18 protein-coding genes and 1 tRNA gene are annotated in these 17949 nt (G+C 75.2%); 11 read left to right on the top strand and 8 right to left on the bottom strand.

The window, feature by feature from the left end; genetic code table 11:
* The first annotated feature begins 7 nt into the window (after nt 1-7).
* From moaC to ACFSJS_RS02505, 6 genes are all read left to right on the top strand, one after another.
* Nucleotides 8-517, top strand: coding sequence for a cyclic pyranopterin monophosphate synthase MoaC (moaC, locus tag ACFSJS_RS02530; RefSeq protein WP_380896159.1), 510 nt, complete (start codon nt 8-10; stop codon nt 515-517).
* Entirely contained in the window at nt 514-1080 is a 567-nt protein-coding gene (locus ACFSJS_RS02525; protein ID WP_380896157.1) for a MogA/MoaB family molybdenum cofactor biosynthesis protein, read from the top strand. Before moaC ends, ACFSJS_RS02525 begins: the two co-directional genes overlap by 4 nt.
* On the top strand, nt 1077-1712 hold the full coding sequence (locus ACFSJS_RS02520; RefSeq protein WP_380896155.1) for a GNAT family N-acetyltransferase: 636 nt from the start codon (nt 1077-1079) through the stop codon (nt 1710-1712). Before ACFSJS_RS02525 ends, ACFSJS_RS02520 begins: the two co-directional genes overlap by 4 nt.
* A 172-nt stretch (nt 1713-1884) precedes the next feature.
* Nucleotides 1885-3084, top strand: coding sequence for a divisome protein SepX/GlpR (gene sepX, locus ACFSJS_RS02515; protein ID WP_380896153.1), 1200 nt, complete (start codon nt 1885-1887; stop codon nt 3082-3084).
* Nucleotides 3085-3163: 79 nt separating this feature from the next.
* Nucleotides 3164-3237, top strand: a tRNA-Ala gene (locus ACFSJS_RS02510).
* A 436-nt stretch (nt 3238-3673) separates the two neighbouring features.
* Nucleotides 3674-3973, top strand: a complete 300-nt coding sequence (locus ACFSJS_RS02505) for a hypothetical protein (RefSeq protein WP_380896151.1) — start codon at nt 3674-3676, stop codon at nt 3971-3973.
* 238 nt (nt 3974-4211) lie between these two features.
* Here ACFSJS_RS02505 and ACFSJS_RS02500 read toward each other — a convergent pair whose 3' ends face one another.
* The 3 genes from ACFSJS_RS02500 to ACFSJS_RS02490 all read right to left on the bottom strand — a co-directional run bounded on the left by ACFSJS_RS02500 (nt 4212) and on the right by ACFSJS_RS02490 (nt 7374).
* Nucleotides 4212-5012, bottom strand: a complete 801-nt coding sequence (locus tag ACFSJS_RS02500) for an SCO4225 family membrane protein (RefSeq protein WP_380896149.1) — start codon at nt 5010-5012, stop codon at nt 4212-4214.
* A 412-nt stretch (nt 5013-5424) separates the two neighbouring features.
* Nucleotides 5425-6204 (bottom strand): SAM-dependent methyltransferase, encoded by a 780-nt coding sequence (locus tag ACFSJS_RS02495; RefSeq protein WP_380896147.1) that lies wholly within the window; start codon nt 6202-6204, stop codon nt 5425-5427.
* Between the two features lie 426 nt (nt 6205-6630).
* Nucleotides 6631-7374, bottom strand: a complete 744-nt coding sequence (locus ACFSJS_RS02490) for a hypothetical protein (protein ID WP_380896145.1) — start codon at nt 7372-7374, stop codon at nt 6631-6633.
* A 241-nt stretch (nt 7375-7615) separates the two neighbouring features.
* Here ACFSJS_RS02490 and ACFSJS_RS02485 point away from each other — a divergent pair, with 241 nt between their 5' ends.
* Nucleotides 7616-9037, top strand: coding sequence for a COG1361 family protein (locus ACFSJS_RS02485; protein ID WP_380896143.1), 1422 nt, complete (start codon nt 7616-7618; stop codon nt 9035-9037).
* Nucleotides 9038-9086: 49 nt separating this feature from the next.
* Here ACFSJS_RS02485 and ACFSJS_RS02480 read toward each other — a convergent pair whose 3' ends face one another.
* Complete coding sequence (locus tag ACFSJS_RS02480) at nt 9087-10010, bottom strand: arylamine N-acetyltransferase family protein (protein WP_380896141.1); 924 nt, start codon at nt 10008-10010, stop codon at nt 9087-9089.
* A 158-nt stretch (nt 10011-10168) separates the two neighbouring features.
* Nucleotides 10169-10648 carry a GNAT family N-acetyltransferase gene (locus tag ACFSJS_RS02475; RefSeq protein WP_380896139.1) on the bottom strand — a complete coding sequence of 160 codons (480 nt, stop codon included), beginning with the start codon at nt 10646-10648 and terminating at the stop codon, nt 10169-10171.
* A 22-nt stretch (nt 10649-10670) separates the two neighbouring features.
* Here ACFSJS_RS02475 and ACFSJS_RS02470 point away from each other — a divergent pair, with 22 nt between their 5' ends.
* On the top strand, nt 10671-11468 hold the full coding sequence (locus tag ACFSJS_RS02470) for an exodeoxyribonuclease III (RefSeq protein ID WP_380896137.1): 798 nt from the start codon (nt 10671-10673) through the stop codon (nt 11466-11468).
* A 129-nt stretch (nt 11469-11597) separates the two neighbouring features.
* Here the strand turns inward: ACFSJS_RS02470 and ACFSJS_RS02465 are convergent, their stop codons facing one another.
* Both ACFSJS_RS02465 and ACFSJS_RS02460 read right to left on the bottom strand, forming a co-directional pair.
* Complete coding sequence (locus ACFSJS_RS02465) at nt 11598-12863, bottom strand: FUSC family protein (protein ID WP_380896135.1); 1266 nt, start codon at nt 12861-12863, stop codon at nt 11598-11600.
* Nucleotides 12864-12953: 90 nt separating this feature from the next.
* Entirely contained in the window at nt 12954-13826 is an 873-nt protein-coding gene (locus ACFSJS_RS02460) for a MerR family transcriptional regulator (RefSeq protein WP_380896133.1), read from the bottom strand.
* 172 nt (nt 13827-13998) lie between these two features.
* On the opposite strand from ACFSJS_RS02460, the gene ACFSJS_RS02455 reads away from it, so the two are divergent.
* The 3 genes from ACFSJS_RS02455 to ACFSJS_RS02445 are packed head-to-tail and all read left to right on the top strand — an operon-like array spanning nt 13999 to nt 17354.
* Nucleotides 13999-15537, top strand: coding sequence for a flavin-containing monooxygenase (locus tag ACFSJS_RS02455; RefSeq protein ID WP_380896131.1), 1539 nt, complete (start codon nt 13999-14001; stop codon nt 15535-15537).
* A complete protein-coding gene (locus ACFSJS_RS02450) occupies nt 15537-16475 on the top strand; it encodes an alpha/beta fold hydrolase (RefSeq protein ID WP_380896130.1) in 939 nt (312 codons plus the stop codon). Before ACFSJS_RS02455 ends, ACFSJS_RS02450 begins: the two co-directional genes overlap by 1 nt.
* On the top strand, nt 16476-17354 hold the full coding sequence (locus ACFSJS_RS02445) for an SDR family oxidoreductase (RefSeq protein WP_380896128.1): 879 nt from the start codon (nt 16476-16478) through the stop codon (nt 17352-17354).
* A gap of 132 nt (nt 17355-17486) precedes the next feature.
* Here ACFSJS_RS02445 and ACFSJS_RS02440 read toward each other — a convergent pair whose 3' ends face one another.
* The gene (locus ACFSJS_RS02440; RefSeq protein ID WP_380896126.1) at nt 17487-17921 is read right to left on the bottom strand and encodes a peptidase inhibitor family I36 protein; all 435 of its coding nucleotides are present in this window, start codon (nt 17919-17921) and stop codon (nt 17487-17489) included.
* Nucleotides 17922-17949: the final 28 nt, after the last annotated feature.

Raw genomic sequence — 17949 nt, 5'->3', positions numbered from 1 at the left:
GAGAGCGATGAGCAGCGCGCGACAGGCAGGCACCGGCGGCCCGGCCGGGGGCCTCACCCACATCGACGAGGCGGGGGCCGCCCGGATGGTCGACGTCTCGGCCAAGGAGACCACCACCCGCACCGCGCGCGCCACCGGCCGCGTGCTCGTCGCGCCGCGCGTGGTGGAGCTGCTGCGGGGCGAGGGCGTGCCCAAGGGCGACGCGCTCGCCACCGCCCGCATCGCCGGGATCATGGGCGCCAAGCGCACCCCCGACCTCGTCCCCCTGTGCCACCCGCTGGCCCTGTCCGGGGTGAAGGTCGACCTGTCCGTCGCCGACGACGCGGTGGAGATCACCGCGACGGTGCGCACCACGGACCGCACCGGGGTGGAGATGGAGGCGCTGACGGCGGTGTCGGTGGCGGCGCTGACGGTCGTCGACATGGTCAAGGCCGTCGACAAGGCCGCCGTCATCACCGACGTGCGGGTGGAGGAGAAGACCGGGGGAGCCTCCGGGGACTGGAGCCGCACCCGATGACCGCCCGGCAGTCACCCGGCGCCGGCGGACGGGGCCGGGCCCTGGCCGTCACCGTCTCCAACCGCGCCTCCGCGGGCGTCTACACCGACACCACCGGCCCGCTGCTGGTCCGGGGGCTGGAGCGGATGGGCTTCGCCGCCGACGGCCCCCGCGTCGTCCCCGACGGCGAACCGGTGCGGCAGGCCCTGCGCGAGGCCGTCGCTGCCGGCTACGACGTGGTGCTCACCACCGGCGGCACCGGCATCTCGCCCACCGACCGCACTCCCGAGATGACCCGGGACGTCCTGGACTACGAGATCCCCGGCATCCCCGAGGCGATCCGCGCCGCCGGACTCGCCAAGGTCCCCACCGCCGCCCTCTCGCGCGGCACCGCGGGCGTGGCCGGCACCACGCTGATCGTCAACCTCCCCGGCTCCACCGGAGGGGTGCGCGACGGGCTCGCCGTGCTGGACGGGCTGCTGGCGCACGCCGTGGACCAGATCCGCGGCGGCGACCACCCCCGCCAGGACGCTCCGGACGGCGCGGCCCCCGCCGCCGCGGCCGGGAAGGACGCGGAACGTTGACCGCTCCCTGGCCGGTCGAGCTGACGGACGGCGACGTGACCCTCCGTCCCATAAGGCTGCGCGACCACCGGGCCTGGCGCGAGGTCAACCAGCGCAACCGCGACTGGCTGCGCCCGTGGGAGGCCACCGTTCCGCCCGCCCCGCCCGGTCACCTGCCGCCGCGGCGCCCGACGTACCGGCAGATGGTCCGCCATCTGCGGTCCGAGGCGCAGGCGGGGCGGATGCTGCCGTTCGTGGTCGAGTACGAGGGGCGGCTGGTCGGTCAGCTCACCGTCGCGGGGATCACCTGGGGCTCGATGTGCTCGGGGCACATCGGCTACTGGGTCGACCGCGAGGTGGCCGGGCGCGGTGTGATGCCGACGGCCGTCGCGCTCGCCGTCGACCACTGCTTCCGCGCCGTCGGGCTGCACCGGATCGAGGTCTGCATCCGGCCCGAGAACGGGCCCAGCCGCCGGGTGGTGGAGAAACTCGGATTCCGCGAGGAGGGGCTGCGGCCGCGCTACCTCCACATCGACGGCGCCTGGCGCGACCACCTGGTCTACGCGCTGACGGCGGAGGAGGTGCCCGAGGGAATGCTGAACCGCTGGCACGGCCGGGCCGACCACGGAACTCCGGGAACATCGCGGAAATAAAATAAATGTTCGATAATAGCCAGTGATCGGACACCTTCCGCCGGGCGCTCGGGCATATTCGCGGCCACAAGCCGACGGCATCGCAAAAAACGGTTGAGATAACAGCCGGATCGTGCGACACACCGCGCCAATTGGCGTATGGCCCTCGCCGAACCCCTCTACGGTGAGAGGCGTGAGCAGCAGCGGCCTCATCTACGCAGTCATCGTCGGGGCCTGGGCCGCCTACCTGGTGCCGATGTGGCTCCGCCGGCAGGACGAACTCAACGAGGCTCGTCCGACGGAGCGATTCGGTACGGCCATCCGGCTGCTGTCCGGCCGGGCGGCGATGGAACGCCGGTACGCCAGGAGCCTGAGGGAGTCGGGCGGACTCGACGGGTCCGGGGAGGACGCCCGGGGGGACGGGAGCACCGCGGCCCCGGACGGCGTCGACGTCCGGGCCCTCGCCGCCCCCGTGACCGAGCGGCACACCGTGCCCGGCCCGGCGACGATGGCCCGCGCCGAGGCCCTCACCGAGATCCGCCGCCCGGTGCCGCCCACCCGCACCGACCATGCGACGGGCGCCCGGACGGGGCGCGGCGACCGCGCGGAGCGCACCGGCAGCAAACGCCGGGCCAAGCTGCTCGCCCGGCGCCGCCGCACCACCATGGTCCTCTTCCTGGCCTTCACGCTCGGCGCGATCGTCGCGGCGGTCGGCGGCGTGGCCTTCCTGTGGGCTCCGGCGATCCCGGCCGGGCTGCTGAGCGCCTACATCGCCCACATGCGGGCCCAGGAGCGGCGCCGCTTCGAGTTCGTCATGGACCAGCGCCGCGCCGAAGCCGCCGCCCGCAGGCTGCGCGAGAGCCGGGGCAACCCGCCCGCCCCCGCCTCCCCGAAGCCCGCACCCGCCGCCTCCGCGGCTTCCGTCCCCCCCGCCGCACAGGGGGCCCCGGCCGCCTCCCCCGCGGCCCCGCCCGCCGAGCCGGAGCCCGACCCCGGACCCGGCTCGGACCCCGGACCGGAGGCCGCCGAACGGCGGGCCCTGGTGGAGCAGACCGACCACGCCGAGTGGGTCGACGCCCAGCGGCGCGAGCGCTCCCCGGCCTCCGCCGAGAGCGGCTGGGAGCCCACCCCCGTACCGCTGCCCACCTACGTCAACGCCCCGGTCGCCCCGCGCTCCGCGGGCGGCGTGGACCTGGGCGCCCCGGACGCCTGGAGCTCGGCCCGCTCCACCACGGCCTCCACGCCGTCGTCCCCGGGCGTCCCCCTGCCCGCGGCGTCCCCCGTCTCCGCGCCGTCCGACCGGCAGGCTCCGGCGGTGTCCGCCCCGCGCCGGCAGACCCCGCTGTTCGACCAGTACGCCGACGAGGACCGCCCCCGCGCCGCCAACGAGTGACGGGCCCGTCCGCCGTCACCTGCGCGGGAACGGATTTCTGCGCACGGCGGTGGGGATGCTAAGGTTTCACCCGTTGCAGGGGCCTGTAGCGCAGTCCGGTAGCGCACCTCGTTCGCATCGAGGGGGTCAGGGGTTCAAATCCCCTCAGGTCCACACAGCTCGAAGCCCCTCCCGGGATCACCCAGGAGGGGCTTTTCCGTGCCGTACAGCAGCGGAGTGCAGCAGCCACCTTCCGTCAAGGCGGCTCGCTGCCGCTCGCCGCGCGCGGCCCGGCTCCCCGCCGGGCCGACGCTCCTGTCTTCGCCCCGCTCCGGCCCGGCGTCCGCCCACCGCGCGGCTGAGCGACCAGGCCGACGAGGAGAAACCCGCGGTGGCCGGGCCCGGTCGGCTTCACGGCTTCGGGCAGCCGCCTTGGGGCGAGCCTCGGCGATCGGGGCCCGCATCGGGCTACTGCGGGCAGGCCAGGAGCCGGCCCGACGCGCAGGTCAGCGTACGGGCCCCGATCTCTCGCCCCGAGGCAGCTCCCGCCCGAAGCCTCCCCGCACCGGCCACGCGATACGGTGCGGCTCTCCGGCCGAAAGGAGAGGAGGTGAGCGACCGCGTGTGGCGACTGCGCCGTGGTGAGGAAGAGGTCGGCAGGCTCTCCCTCGAAGGAGTCGACATGTTCTGGCATGACTGTCGATTCGAGGCTTCGAGCGGTTGGCCCGCCCTCAGGCCTCTTTTCGAGGCTTCACACGCTGCTTGGGAGCGACAGGACACCGATGCTGCCGTGGAGGCCGATGAGGCCATCCACGCGTTGGGACTTGAGCTGGTTCCAGAGGACGGAAGCGAGCCCATCACGGATTTCCTGTTGCGCATCGACGGGGATTCCGCGCGCTTCCGGTACTGACTGCTGGGCCGTCCGAGGGCAACCGAAGGCGGCCGACGCTGGCAACCGTCGGCAGGCAAGCCGCAGATCACAGCGTTGGTCGCCGGAAGGCCTCCAGGTCGGCGAGGGCACGCGTCACTTCTTCGGCTTCTGACTCCGAGCCAGATGAGACCCGTGCCCCTTCCGTGCCCCATCGAGCGGGAGCGGCGGTCACCGGCAGGCAGCGAGCACGACGACGGCCCCCGATCATCTGTACTGGTCAGGGGCCGTTCAGGTGCGGACGCCGACTGGTGTCCGGCGTCCCCCAGGCGGCCTGATGCGCTTCCCGCGCCCGCAGTCCGCGTGCGAGCAGGCCGAGCAGCACAGCGTTGACCAGACCGGACAGGACCGCCCCGGCGGAGAAGATCAACGGGCTCAGCCAGGCGAGCGAGGAGTGCTCCGCGGGTGCCGCCACCAGGGAGGCGAGGAAGCCGAGCGGCGCCGTGGCCATGAGCGGCCAGATCCCGGCGAACCCCGGGCCCGGTGATAGGTACACGGCGTACAGGAAGAACCCCAGCGCCGCCGCGACCACAGCGAGGTACCCGCGCGCGAGCCAGTTGTCCACCGCGGGCGCCAGGAGGGCTCGAACTCCTTGCAGGCGGTGACGCGCAGAACGTGCCCTGTCCGTTCTCCCCCGCTCGGAGGGAGCCGCGATACGCGGGAGGGGCTCACGCGCGCCGGCCGGTGCGGTGGTCGCAAATCTCGCGACGAGGGCGCCCAGCACGGCGGCGTTCACGAGGGCGCACAGCAGGAGCCATACGGTCCGGAAGCCGACGGTGAACACCTCGACCGCCCCGCTGCCCTCGGTGCCAGGGCCGAAGGGGAGGATCACGCTCAGGAAGGAGAGGGGTGCCGTGAGCATCAGGGGCCCCGGGGCGAAGCCGCTGTCCGGGAAGAGGAGCACAACCAGGACGGAGGCGGCGAACGAGGCCAGGTAGCCCCGGGCGAGCCAGTTGTCCACGGCAAGCGCAGGAAGTCGGCGCAGGCGCGGGATACGGCGCGGGCGGGAGGCACTCGGCATCGGGGGTTCCTTCGGGTCCGTCCGGGTTGGTGGTCCCCACGATGGACCGGAGGGCGCCCTCAGGCATGAGTACGGATGCTCATCGGCAGTGCGGCAGCACCCGCCACGCTGCTCGGTCACGCCGACCACCGGTCCTGCAGGCGGCAGTGGCTGCCGTGCAGCGGCGGAGTACGGCAACCACCGCACCCCAGCCGACCGTCAGTGGTCCTCGGTACCCGCATGAGCGGCACCCCGGACCGCAGTGGCCTCACAGCCGGCGGTTCGCATCGAGGGGGTCAGGGTTCAAACCCCCTCAGGTCCACACCGCAACGAAGCCCTTCCCGGGAGATCCGGGAAGGGCTTTCGCCGTCCGGCGGCGCCGCCCCCGCGGGGAGGGCACGGATCCGGGAAGCCCGCGACGGGCGGCGGACGGTCAGCCGGCGGGGACCAGCGTGAGGTAGGCCATCCCCAGCACCCCCCGGTAGGCCATCCACGCGGCGCGGTGCCGGTCGAGGCGCTCGCGGGTCCCGGCGGCGAGGGGATGGCCGGGGTGGGCGGCCAGCCACTCCTCGGCGTCCGCCTGGTAGCCGGACTCGAACTCCTCCCACTCGTCCCGGTTCGCCGTCTCGGTCCACTCCGGCCGGAACCCGGCGTCCACCGCGGCGTCCAGCAGTTCCGCCAGGCACGGGTGGTCGGCGGCGGAGGCCCCGGACCACATGCGGGCCAGTTCCTCCGCGGTGGGCGCGCGCTCCCAGAAGCCCTCCCCGAACAGCACGCGCCCGCCGGGGCGGACCAGCCGGCGCAGCTCCCGCAGAGCGGCGGGGACGTGGCCGGGCGGTTCGGCGGTGGTGAGGGCGTGCCCGGCCCCGAGGCACAGGACGAGGTCGGCGGGGCCGCGAGTGGTCCCCGTGGCGGACTCCCGGACGAACTCCACCCTCCCGGCCAGGCCTCGCTCCCCGGCCGCACGGCGGCCGCGCGCCAGGTCGCCGGCGTCCAGGTCCAGGCCGACGGCGGCGGCCCCCGGCACGGCCGCCAGGATCCGGAGCGTCAACTCCCCCCAGCCGCACCCGATGTCGAGGACGGTGGCGGGAGCGGTGCGGGCCAGGCGCCGCACCATGCGGTCGGCCCGGGCGTCGGAGAGCGGCCCGTGGAAGGGGAGCCGGCCGAGACGGGGCGGCGGGCCGGCGGCGGCCCCGGCGTCGTTGTCGGTCATCCCCGGGACGCTAGCCGCCACGGCGCCGGCGGGGACACCGGATTACCGGCGGCGAACCCGTGACCGCCCGGGGCGTCCGGGTCTGATGGCCGGGCCGGCCCCGGTGAAGCGGCCGTCGATGAGGCCGCTGCGGTACCGGATGCGGCGTCCCCGCCGGACGCGCCGGACGAGGTGCTCGGGGGCCCGGCGAAGGCGCTGCCGGCTCACCGCCGTGCAGCTGCCCGCGCGCGCCCGGCCTCGATCCGGCCGAGGGCGTCCGGTCCCCGGTCGAGCACGACATCGGCAACCTCGCCGCCACGGAACCTCGGCCGGGTCGCTCACGCGGCCGAACGCAGGCTCGGACGACTCCGGTGCGGAATCCGAGGCCGTCGGCGGTCGTCCGGCCGCAACGGGCCTGGCACCGCCTCCGCCCGACTCCCGCCCCGACTACTGCCGCATGGCCTCCGCCCTGGCGATGACCTGCTGGAGCTGATGTGCGGTGAGACACCGCACGTCCCAGATGAGCTCGGCCACGCCGGCAGCGGACGGTCCGGGGTCCGGGGGCGCGCCGGGCAGCGCGACGCCGGTCAACACCGCCAGGTCACCGGCGGGCACGCCGAGCACGGCGGAGAAGTCGACCAACAGCCCGGGGGTCGGCCGCGTGCGACCGCGGCCTATTCCGCCGTAGGTGGCAGCCGACCAGTACCGGCCGGTGAGCACCAGGAACGTCCTGGCAGTGGCGGACCAGTCGAGGTTCCGGTTCCGGGCCATGCGCATCAGCAGGGCACCGGGTCCCGCAGGGTACCGCTCGTGCACCGGCGGTACGGGAACAGGTCGCGTGCGCTCCTCCCGCGGCAGGGACGCCGCGAACCGGCGCAAGGCGGCACGCTTCTGCGGCGGCAGGGCAACGGTGTGGCGGACGAGGTCGGGCACGTGCCGTCCGGCCCTCGTGTCCACAGGGGCCAGGTCGTCGGGCACGGCCACACCCGCGATCGCGAAGAGGTCCGCCGCGTGCAACCCGAGGGCGGGTGCAAGCCGTCGGAGCAGGGAAGGGCTCGGTGCCCCGCCGCGGAGCAGGCTCGGCAGTTCGGCCCCGGAGACGCCGGCGAGCCGGGCCAGGGCACCGATCCCCGACCGCCGGTGATCCGCGAACCGCTCCAACAGCGCGCCGAAACCCTCGTTCCCCGCCATCCGGCCAGCCTAGTCACGTGATCACGCGTACAGCCGCTGTTGCGCGCCGGCGCAGGCGCCGGCGGGGACACCGGACTACCGGCGGCACCCGGCGGGAGGGCGGTGCGGCCCGCGGACCGCGCACGGGGGAAACCAAGTCGTGACCGCGGCGCGTACAACCGCGCGGGAGAGGCGGCGGTCATGGAGACGGGGCCACGCGCGTGGCGCCCGCACCACATCGACCACCGAGGGGGAACCAGGAGTGCGCAACCACTCGTACCGCGGACTGCGGCTGTGGACCGCCGGCGGCCTGACGGCCGCCCTGCTGGCGGTCGGCACCGCCGGCCCGGCCGGAGCGGCGGACGGGGAACCGGCGGACGCCGCGCCGATCCCGGTCGCCATCACCGGACCGGACACCTACGACCTGCCGCTCGACGCGGACCCCGCCGAGGGCGAGCCGCAGCTCCGCATCGGGCTCAGGGGCCCCGGCGAGGACCCCGAACCCGACGGGGACGGCATCATCTGGCCCCTGCACCACGGCGAGTACACGGTCACCATCGACGCCACCGGCCTCGAGGGCGTCGCCGACGTGGAACTGCCCTGCGACGCCGAGGGGCTGGTGGCCGTCTGCACCGAGTGGGAGCTCTACGCGGGGGAGAGCTACAACCGGGACTGGGGCATCGGGCTCACCCCCGCCGCCGGGAGCGAGGCCGGGGCCACCGGCACCATCACCGTCACCGGCCGGGGCGAGGGACTGGAGTTCACCGGCCACAGCGTCGACGTGCGCGTCGGCGGTCCGGAGTTCCGGATGCGCCGGCTCACCGAGCCCGAGGGCTTCGCCGCCGGCGACACCTTCCGCGCCCCGCTGGGCTTCTACAACGTCGGGGGCCTGCCCGCGGACGGCGCCGTCCTGCGGTTCAGCGGCACACGCGGGCTCTCCTTCCCCCAGGAGTTCCGCAACTGCGAGTACGCGGTGGAGAACGAGGGCAGCCCCTGGGAGCGCCACACCGCCCTGTGCACCTTCGAGGGGACGTTCGAGGCGGGCACGGCGTACCGGGTGGCCACACCGGTCAAGGTGAGGACCGCGGACTTCGCCCTCCAGGACGCCTTCTCCTACGGATTCACCACCCTGGGGGCCGGCGAGGCCGACCGGTTGCGCGCGAGCGGCGAGTACCGCCGCGGCAAGGGCGGGAAGCTGGCGCTGCGCGCGGTGCGGGACGCCGACCCGGCCGACTACGTCCGGTACGCCGAACTCGACCTCCCGACCGCCAACACCTACGACCTGGACCTGACCGGTGACAGCGCGCACGGCGGCGCGGGCGAGACGGTGGCGGTGGACGTCACCCTGGAGAACCACGGCCCGGCCTGGCTCGCGCTGCTGCGCTCGGGCGGCGAACCCGTCACCTTCACCGTGGAGGCCCCCGAGGGCGCGACGTTCACCGAGGTGCCCGAGGACTGCCACCCGCAGTACTCGGACGAGGGCACCCGGACCGGCGACTACCTGTGCATGGCCTTCACCCCGCTGCTGGAGTCGGACCGGCGCGACTTCGCCTTCGAGCTGCGGATCGACGAGGCCGTCGAGGGCGCCCGGGGCCGCGTCCACCTGCCGGAGTGGTGGGACCGCCAGGACGGCGACCCGTCCGACAACGAGGACTGGATCGTGCTGAACGGCGCGCGGGGGTAGGGCCCCGCGAGTGGGGGTGTGCCGCCGGGGACGGCGGCACACCCCCGCCTCACCCGGCCGGCACCTCGGCCGGCCCGTCGTCCGCCGGCAGGCGCTCCAGCACCGCGGCGAGCGCCGCGGCGTCCTCCGCGTCCAGGGCGATGCCGAAGACGTCCTCCAGCACCTTGGGCACCTCGTGCGGCTCCAGCTTCCGCTCCCGGCGGGAACCGTCCGTGCGGACGGTGGTCGTCCAGGTGGTCCCGTGCAGCGCCTGGCGGACGTCGGGGCCGGTGCGCTGGACGACCGGGCGCCGGACGAAGGGCGAGCGGGGGTGGGTGGAGACGTAGTGGCTGCCCACCACCCAGTCCACGGCGTACTGCGGGTTCGCGGTGAAGGTGTGCAGGTCGAGCCAGCCGCCGCCGTCCGCGCGCCGCTCGCGCAGCGTCCACTCCCCGGCGCCGGGGGGCGCCCCGGGGGCGGCGCGCCGCTCCAGCCGGAAGGACCAGCCGCTGTCGGCGGTGGCGGCGCCGTCGGCGAACCCGATCGGCTCCAGGGGTCCGGCACCGAACCCGACGTCGCAGATCCACACCCGCCCGGTCTCCGGCGTCTCGGCGGTCTCCACCCGCAGCACGGCGTGCGTGGCGGGCCGGACCCGGTCCGAGCCCATGCCGACCCGGGAGGACAGCCCGGTGACGCCGAAGCCCAGCCGCTCCAGGGCGGCGGCGAAGAGCCGGGCGTGCTCGAAGCAGTAGCCGCCGCGCGCCCCGCGCACGATCTTGTCCTGGAGGGCGGGGAGGTCGAGGAGGACCGGCCGGCCCAGGAGGACCTCCAGGTTCTCGAAGGGGACGGCCAGGACGTGCGCGCGGTGCAGGGCGCGCAGGGTCTCCGGGGTGGGCGAGAGGTCCCCGGTGTGGCCGATCCGGGCCAGGTAGGCGTCCAGGTCCAGCAGGCCGCCGTCCCACCGGCGGCCCGTCCCGTCGTCGTGCTCCGTCATGGCGCTCCTCCCGTCGCGGTGGCCGGGCAGGGGTCCCGGGCCCGGCGGAACCGACGCTAGGACTTCAAGCGGACCTGAGGTCAAGCGGGCCTGAGGTCAAGCGGGCCGAGGCCGCGGGGAGCCGGACGGGCCGGACGGGAGGGGGAGCCGGACGGGGCTCAGCGCAGCGGCTTGGCGTAGCAGCGGCTGTTCGGCTCGTGGCGGTAGACCCCGAACTTCTCGGCCGGGGCGTAGCCGCTCGACTCGTACAGCGCTATCGCCTCCGGCTGCATGGTGCCGGTCTCCAGCACCATCCGGACGCGGCCGGCCCGGCGCGCGTCCTCCTCCAGCAGGGCCAGGACGCGGCGTGCGAGGCCCTGCCCGCGGGCCTCGCGGACCACGAACATCCGCTTCAACTCGGCGTCGCCGTCGCGGTAGTTCTCCTCGTTCTCGTCCATCGCGCGCCAGCCGCCGGTGGCGACGGGCCGCTCCAGTTCGTCGTACACCACCAGGAACAGGCCGTTCGGCGGCCGGAACATCGACGGCTCCAGCGGGGTGACATCGCCCTCGCTCCCGTACCGCTCGGCGTACTCCTGCTGCACCAGGTCGTTGAGCTTCACGGCGTCGGGGTGGTCGAAGGGGGTGGGCACGATGCGCATGCCTGCATCGTAAGGTGCCCGGGTGCTGACGATTTCGACGGTCAATGTGAACGGACTGCGCGCCGCGGCCAGGAAGGGCTACGCACAGTGGCTGGCCGGGACGGGTGCGGACGTGGTGTGCCTGCAGGAGGTGCGCGCCGAGCCGGACCAGATCCCCGGCGAGGTGCGCGAACCCGCGGGCTGGCACGCCCTGTACGCCCCCGCGGCCGCCAGGGGGCGGGCGGGAGTGGCGGTGCTCACCCGGCGCGAGCCGGAGCGCGTCCAGGTGGGGTTCGGCGTGACGGAGTTCACCGACTCCGGCCGCTACCTGGAGGTGGACCTCCCCGGCCTGACCGTCGCCAGCCTCTACCTCCCCTCGGGCGAGGTCGGCACCGAGCGGCAGGAGGAGAAGGAGCGCTTCATGGCGGCGTTCCTGCCCTACCTGGTCTCCCTGCGCGAGCGGGCGGCGGCCGCCGGCCGGGAGGTGCTGGTCTGCGGCGACTGGAACATCGCCCACCGGGAGGCGGACCTGAAGAACTGGAAGGCCAACCGGAAGAGCTCCGGCTTCCTGCCCGAGGAGCGCGCCTGGCTCGACCGCGTCTTCGGCGAGGCCGGTTACGCCGACGTCGTCCGCCGCCTCCACCCCGGCCAGGAGGGCCCGTACTCGTGGTGGTCCTACCGGGGGCGGGCCTTCGACAACGACGCGGGGTGGCGCATCGACTACCACGTGGCCACCGGGCCGCTGGCCGAGCGGGCGGTGAAGGCGTACGTGGAGCGCCCGGCCTCGCACGCCGAGCGCTGGTCCGACCACGCTCCCGTGACGGCCGTGTTCGACGTGTAGGACGGAGGCCGCCGGCCGGTGGCGCGGGCGGCGGGGCGCCGGCGTCCTCCGGCGGTCACCGCCGGAGACGCCGGTTCGCGGCGCGGACGGACGCCCGCGGGCGGACGGGCGCGGCCCTTCCCCTGAGGCTCAGGCGCCCCCGGCCTCCGTCCGGGCCGTCCCGCCCCCGCCGTTCCCGCCGTCGTCCTCGCCGTCGTCCTCGCCCCCGTCCTCGCTCTCGTCCTCGGGCAGCAGGGAGAGCGTGATGCGGCGGGCCGCGGCCAGCAGCGCGCCGAGCACCGCCACCCCCTCGGGGACGGAGGCGGCGTGCCGGGGCAGCTCGGCGCGGAGCCGGTCGCGGGTGGCGCGGACCTCCTCCACCGCCGCGTGCAGCTCGGCGCGCGCCGCCTCGGGATCGTCGCCGGTGACGGAGCGCCCGTAGGCGTCCAGGGCGGCGGAGACCTTCTCCAGGAAGCCGGCGTAGGGGTTGGTGACGGAGTGGTCGGGGCGCGGGGTCTCGTCGGTGTCGTCGGCGGCCTCCGCCAGGGTGCGGGTCAGGCCGATGAGGTGGTCGGCGATCCGCTCCAGGGTGACCAGCGTCTCGTCGTACGCCGCCGCCTGCCGGGCCGTCTCGGGGCGCCGCCGGCGCTCGGGGTTGAGCCGCAGGCTCTCGTGGCCCCAGCCGATCGCCGACCGCACGCCGCGGACCAGCCGCGGCAGCCGGCCGGCCCGGTCGTACCAGCCGCGCACGCTCTCGTACTCCCACGGCTCGTCCAGGCCGTCGGCGATCTCCGCCACGATCTCGCGGGCCTCGCGGACCACGCCGTCCACCGCCTCGCGGGCGCTGCGCAGGTAGACCGGCGGCAGGACGAGCGCGTTGACACCGACGCCGATCGCGGTGCCCAGCAGCGCCGCCAGGATGCGGGAGACGGCCGAGTCCAGCGTCGCCTCGCCCGGCACCAGGGTGAACAGGGCGGCGGTGGAGGCGTAGATGCCCTGGTCGCCCAGGCGCGGCCAGTTGCTCAGCAGGGTGGTCAGGGGCAGGACGACGATCATCGTCAGCAGGGGGTGCCCGAAGGGGATGACCAGGGACGCCGCCAGCACGGTGCCCGCGGTGATCGCCAGCGTCTGGTGGAGGCCCTGGCGCACCGAGCGGTAGACCGTGGCCTGCACCAGCACCACGGCCACCCAGGGGGCCATCAGGGCGAAGGCGTCGGGCAGCAGCCAGGACGCGGCGAGCCAGGCGATCACGGCGGCCAGCGCCGCCTTGCCGGACTGGACGACCATGTCGCGTTCCCGGCCGGGGCCCGCCCAGGCGCGGCGTGCGGCGCGGGCGCTCCAGGACGCCTCGGCGCGCACGGCGCGCACGGCGGAGGCGGCCAGCTCGCGCGGCCTCGCGGAGAGTGTGTGTGCCATCCATGAACCGGTTGCCCGGACGCGGCCGGTCATGCGTGCCCGGCCGGTGGTGCGGGCCGCGGGCGGGGCGCGCCGAGCCGGCCGCGGAACTCAGGAGGCGCTGCCCCCGGGACCGTCCGCGTCCTGCGGGCCGCCGGCGGCCTCCGCGTCCTCCGGCCGCGACCAGTCCTCCACCTCCGCGCGGAGGCGGCGGTCCATGGCCAGCGCCAGCTCGGCGTCGACGACCTGCTTGGCCAGCGGACGCAGCCGGTCCATGACCTCGTCGAGCCGCCGGAGGTCGGCGGGGGAGAGCGTGGGGACGTCCGCGAACAGCCGGGTGCGGACGAGGGAGGTGAACAGGTCGGCGACGGCGTCGGCGTGCTCGCGCACCACGCGCCCGGCGTCCAGCACCGCGGCCAGGGGGATGCCCTCGCGGACCAGGGCGGTGGAGGCGTCCAGCAGGCGGCGGCTGACGTGGACGACCTCGTCGCCGTCGACCGCCAGGTAGCCCAGGTCCAGGGCGGCGGCGAGGTTCTCGGAGGTGACCTCGCCGGGGAAGTGGGCGGCCAGGTCCTCGGGGGTGAGCCGGACGGGGGTCTCCTCCGACCAGGGCGAGGCCAGGGTGCTCCCCAGGCCGAGGAGTTCGGCGGCGTCGCCGGCGTCCCGGCCCTTCTCGAAGGCGTCGATCAGGTCGGCGATGCCGCCGAGGGTGTGGCCGCGGGCCAGCAGTTCGGAGATCGTCCGCAGCCGGGCGAGGTGGTGCTCGTTGTACCAGGCGACGCGGCCCTCGCGGCGCGGCGGCGGGAGGAGCTTGCGCTCGCGGTAGAACCGCAGGGTGCGCACGGTGATGCCCGCGGCCCGGGCGAGTTCGGCGGTGCGGTACTCGGCGGGTGCCCGTCCGCCCGCGTCCGGCGCGCCCGGCGCGGAGCCACCTCCGTCGGTGCCGCTCTGCGTCGTGCTGTCCCCTGGTGCTTGGTCGGCCACGGCGGAAGCCTATGCGGCGTGCGCGGGCCGTGATCCGGCTCTCGGGGTGCAACCGGCGGTAACTTTCCTCCACCGGACCCCTACCCACCGGTACGGTCCTGCTCTACCCTCCAATCATGCCAGTGATCACTGGCATGATTCGTCCACGGGATCGCAGGAGTCGGGAGGCGGCATGGCCGGACACGAACACGTGCGGGTGGCGGTGATCGGATCGGGATTCGGCGGCCTGGGCGCCGCCGTGCGGCTGCGCCGCGCGGGCGTCACGGACTTCGTGGTCCTGGAGCGCCGCGACTCCGTGGGCGGCACCTGGCGGGACAACAGCTACCCCGGCTGCGCCTGCGACGTCCCCTCCCACCTGTACTCCTTCTCCTTCGCCCCCAACCCCGACTGGCCGCGGACCTTCTCCGGCCAGGAGCACATCCGCGCCTACCTGGAGCGGGTGGCCGACACCTTCGGCCTGCGCCCCCACATCCGCTGCAACGCGGAGGTGACGGAGGCCCGCTGGGACGGGGAGGAGCTGCGCTGGGAGATCGACACCACCGGCGGCACCCTGACCGCCGACGTGCTCGTCTCCGCCACCGGCCCGCTCTCCGACCCGAAGATCCCCGGCGTCCCCGGCCTGGACGGCTTCCCGGGGAAGGTCTTCCACTCCGCGCAGTGGGACCACGACTACGACCTGCGCGGCAAGCGCGTCGCCGTGATCGGCACCGGCGCCTCCGCCATCCAGATCGTCCCGGCGATCCAGCCCGTCGCCGGGAGGCTCACCGTCTTCCAGCGCACCCCGCCGTGGGTGATGCCGCGCATGGACCGGGAGATCGGCGCCCTCGAACGCCGGCTGCACGCCGCGGTGCCCGCCACCGGCGCCCTGCGCCGCCGGCTGCTCTGGCTGGTCAGGGAGCTCCAGGTCGGCGCCTTCACCAGGCACCCCGCCCGGATGGGCCTGGTGGAGAAGCTCGCCAAGCACCACCTGCACAGGGCCGTCAAGGACCCGGAGCTGCGCGCCAAGCTCACCCCGGACTACCGCATCGGCTGCAAGCGCATCCTGCTGTCCAACACCTACTACCCGGCGCTGGTCCGGCCCAACGTGGACGTCGTCGCCTCCGGTCTGGCGGAGGTCCGCGGCAGCACCCTGGTGGCCTCCGACGGCACCGAGGCCGAGGCGGACGCGATCGTCTTCGGGACGGGCTTCCGCGTCACCGACATGCCCATCGCCCGGCGGATCAGGGGCGTCGGCGGGATCACGCTGGCCGAGTCGTGGAAGGACGGGATGGAGGCCCTGCGCGGCTCCACTGCCGCGGGCTTCCCCAACTTCATGACGATCATCGGGCCCAACACCGGCCTCGGCAACAGCTCGATGATCCTCGTCATCGAGGCCCAGCTCACCTACCTGGTCGACTACCTGCGGCAGCTCGGCGCCCTCACCGCCGCCGGCGCCGGACGGGCCGCCCTCGACGCCCGCCCCGAGGCCGTCCGCTCCTGGAACGACCGCATCCAGCGGCGCATGGAGCGCACGGTGTGGACCACCGGCGGCTGCGACAGCTGGTACCTGGACGCCCGCGGCCGCAACACCACCGTGTGGCCCGGCACCACCGGCGAGTTCCGCAGGGTGACCCGGCGGGTGGACCTGGCCGAGTACGAGGTGCTGCGGGCCCCCGCCCGCACCGCGGGCGCGGCGGGCGGCGCGGGCCGGACCGCGGCGGAGGCGGCGTGATGACCCACGTGACCTCCGGCCCCTACGCCCCGCCCCGGCCCCGTCGCACCACGACCGTGACCTCCGCCGACGGCTCCCGGCTGCACGTCGAGGAGCACGGCCGCGAGGAGGGGCCCACCGTCGTCCTGGCGCACGGCTGGACCTGCTCGACCGCCTTCTGGGGCCCGGTGATCCGGCGCCTGGCGGACGAGCACCGCGTCATCGCCTACGACCAGCGCGGCCACGGCCGCTCCCCGGCCGCCGGACCCGGCGGCCACACCACCACCGCGCTCGCCGACGACCTGTGCGCCGTCCTGGAGGCCGCCGGGTCCCGGGCGGTCGTCGCCGGGCACTCCATGGGCGGCATGACGGTCATGGCCGCCGCCGGGCGCCCCCAGGTGCGCGAGCACGTCGCCGCCGCGCTGCTGTGCAACACCGGCAGCTCCCGGCTGCTGCACGAGTCCACGGTGGTGCCGCTGCGGGCCGGCGGGCTGCGCCACCGCGTCCAGAAGGCCGTCCTGGGCTCCAGCCTGCCGCTGGGCCCGGTGACGCCCCTGGGCATGAGGATCCTGCGGTACGCCACGATGGGGCCCGCCGCCACCCGCGAGCAGATCGAGGCGTGCGCCCGCATCGTCCACGCCTGCCCCCGCCGGGTGCGCGCCTCCTGGGCCAGGGAGGTCCTGGCGGTGCTGGACCTGGAGGCCGGCCTCGCCGGCCTGGACGTGCCCACCGCCGTCATCGCGGGCGAGAAGGACCGGCTCACCCCGCCGGTGCACGCCCGGCGGCTGGCGGAGGCCCTGCCGAACTGCACCGGGCTCACCGAGCTGCCCGGTCTGGGCCACATGGCCCCGGTGGAGGCGCCGGACGCCGTCGCCGGCGCGGTGGCCGCGCTGGTGCGCGACCACCTGGCGCGGGACACGCGCCCGCCCGCCCCCTCAGCCGAGAAGGAGATGTCGTAGATGGCACGCAGGAGCCTCACGGGCCGGGTCGCGGTGGTGACGGGCGCCGCCCGGGGCGTGGGCGAGTTGCTCGCCCGCAGGCTGGCGGCGCGCGGCGCGCGGATCGCGCTGGTCGGCCTGGAGCCGGACGAGCTGGAGAAGGTCGCCTCGGGGCTGCCGACGGACTCCGCGCACTGGCACGCCGACGTCACCGACCGCGAGGCCATGTCCCGTACCGCCCGCGAGGTGCGGGACCGCTTCGGCGCGGTGGACATCGTCGTGGCCAACGCCGGGGTGGCCACGGGCGGCCCCTTCACGGACTCCGACGAGGCCGCCTGGCGCCGGGTCGTCGAGGTCAACCTCCTCGGCAGCGCCACCACGGCCCGTGCCTTCCTGCCCGCCCTGATCGAGTCGCGCGGCTACCTCCTCCAGATCGCCTCGCTCGCCTCGATCACCCCGGCGCCGATGATGACGGCCTACTGCGCCTCCAAGGCGGGCGTGGAGGCCTTCGCGCACAGCCTGCGGGCGGAAGTCGGCCACCAGGGCGTGCGTGTCGGCGTGGGCTACCTGAGCTGGACCGACACCGACATGGTGCGCGGCGCCGACCAGGACGCGGTGATGCGCGAGCTGCGCGGCCGGCTGCCCTGGCCGGCCAACCGGACCTACCCGCTGGGCCCGGCCGTGGACCGGATCGTCGCCGGCATCGAGCGCCGCTCCTTCCACGTCTACGGGCAGGGGTGGCTGCGCGGGATGCAGTCGATCCGCGGCTGCCTGCCGTCGCTCATCGGCGTGGCCGGGCAGCGCGAGATGCGGCACTTCGCGCCCCGGCTCGCCGGCGTGCGCACCGGGCTGGTGGGCGCGGGCGGCGCGGCGGACGAGAGGGCCCGCGCGGAGGGCTGAGGGGCCCGGCGTCCCGGTCCGGTCCGGGCCCCGCGCACGGCGGTCCTCCGGCCGGTGCGGGGAGGGCGGGCAGCGCGGCGGGGGGGGTCGCCGTGCGGCGACCGCGCCCGCCGGCCGGCTCAGGCCGGGGCCTCAGCAGTAGTTGCCCCACCGGTGCGAGGCGACGTTGTCGTTCAGGGACTGACCGCCCCCGGTGCCGTTGTGCGGGAAGTGGTCCCTGGTCATGTACACGAGGTAGCCGCCGTTGGGCAGGCAGTAGGAGGCCCCGGTGTAGCTCTTGCCCCAGTACATCCGCACGTCCTCGTAGGCGCCCGCGTAGCCGCGGTTCTCCACGGAGGACGCCAGGTTGAGCATGCTGCGGTCGCTCCAGTCGGTGCTGCTGCCGGACCAGGAGACCTGCCGTCCCTGCATCCCCTCGTGCTCCCACGCGTAGAAGTTGCCGTCGGCCGCGGCCGCGGGCGCGGCCTCGGGGGCGGCGGGAGCGGCGTGCGCGATGGCGGGTGCCAGCCCGAGCGCGGCGGTGGCCGCCGCGACGGCGAGCAGGGACCTGCTTCGGTTGAAGGCCACGCTTCTTCACCTCGGTGATCGTCGTTGA

Origin of the sequence: Streptomyces desertarenae, from assembly GCF_042681365.1 — a bacterium.
In the GTDB taxonomy this organism is placed as follows: Bacteria; Actinomycetota; Actinomycetes; order Streptomycetales; family Streptomycetaceae; genus Streptomyces; species Streptomyces desertarenae.
The sequence above is the reverse complement of the archived record's forward strand: the minus strand, read 5'-3'. Positions and strand labels throughout refer to the sequence as shown.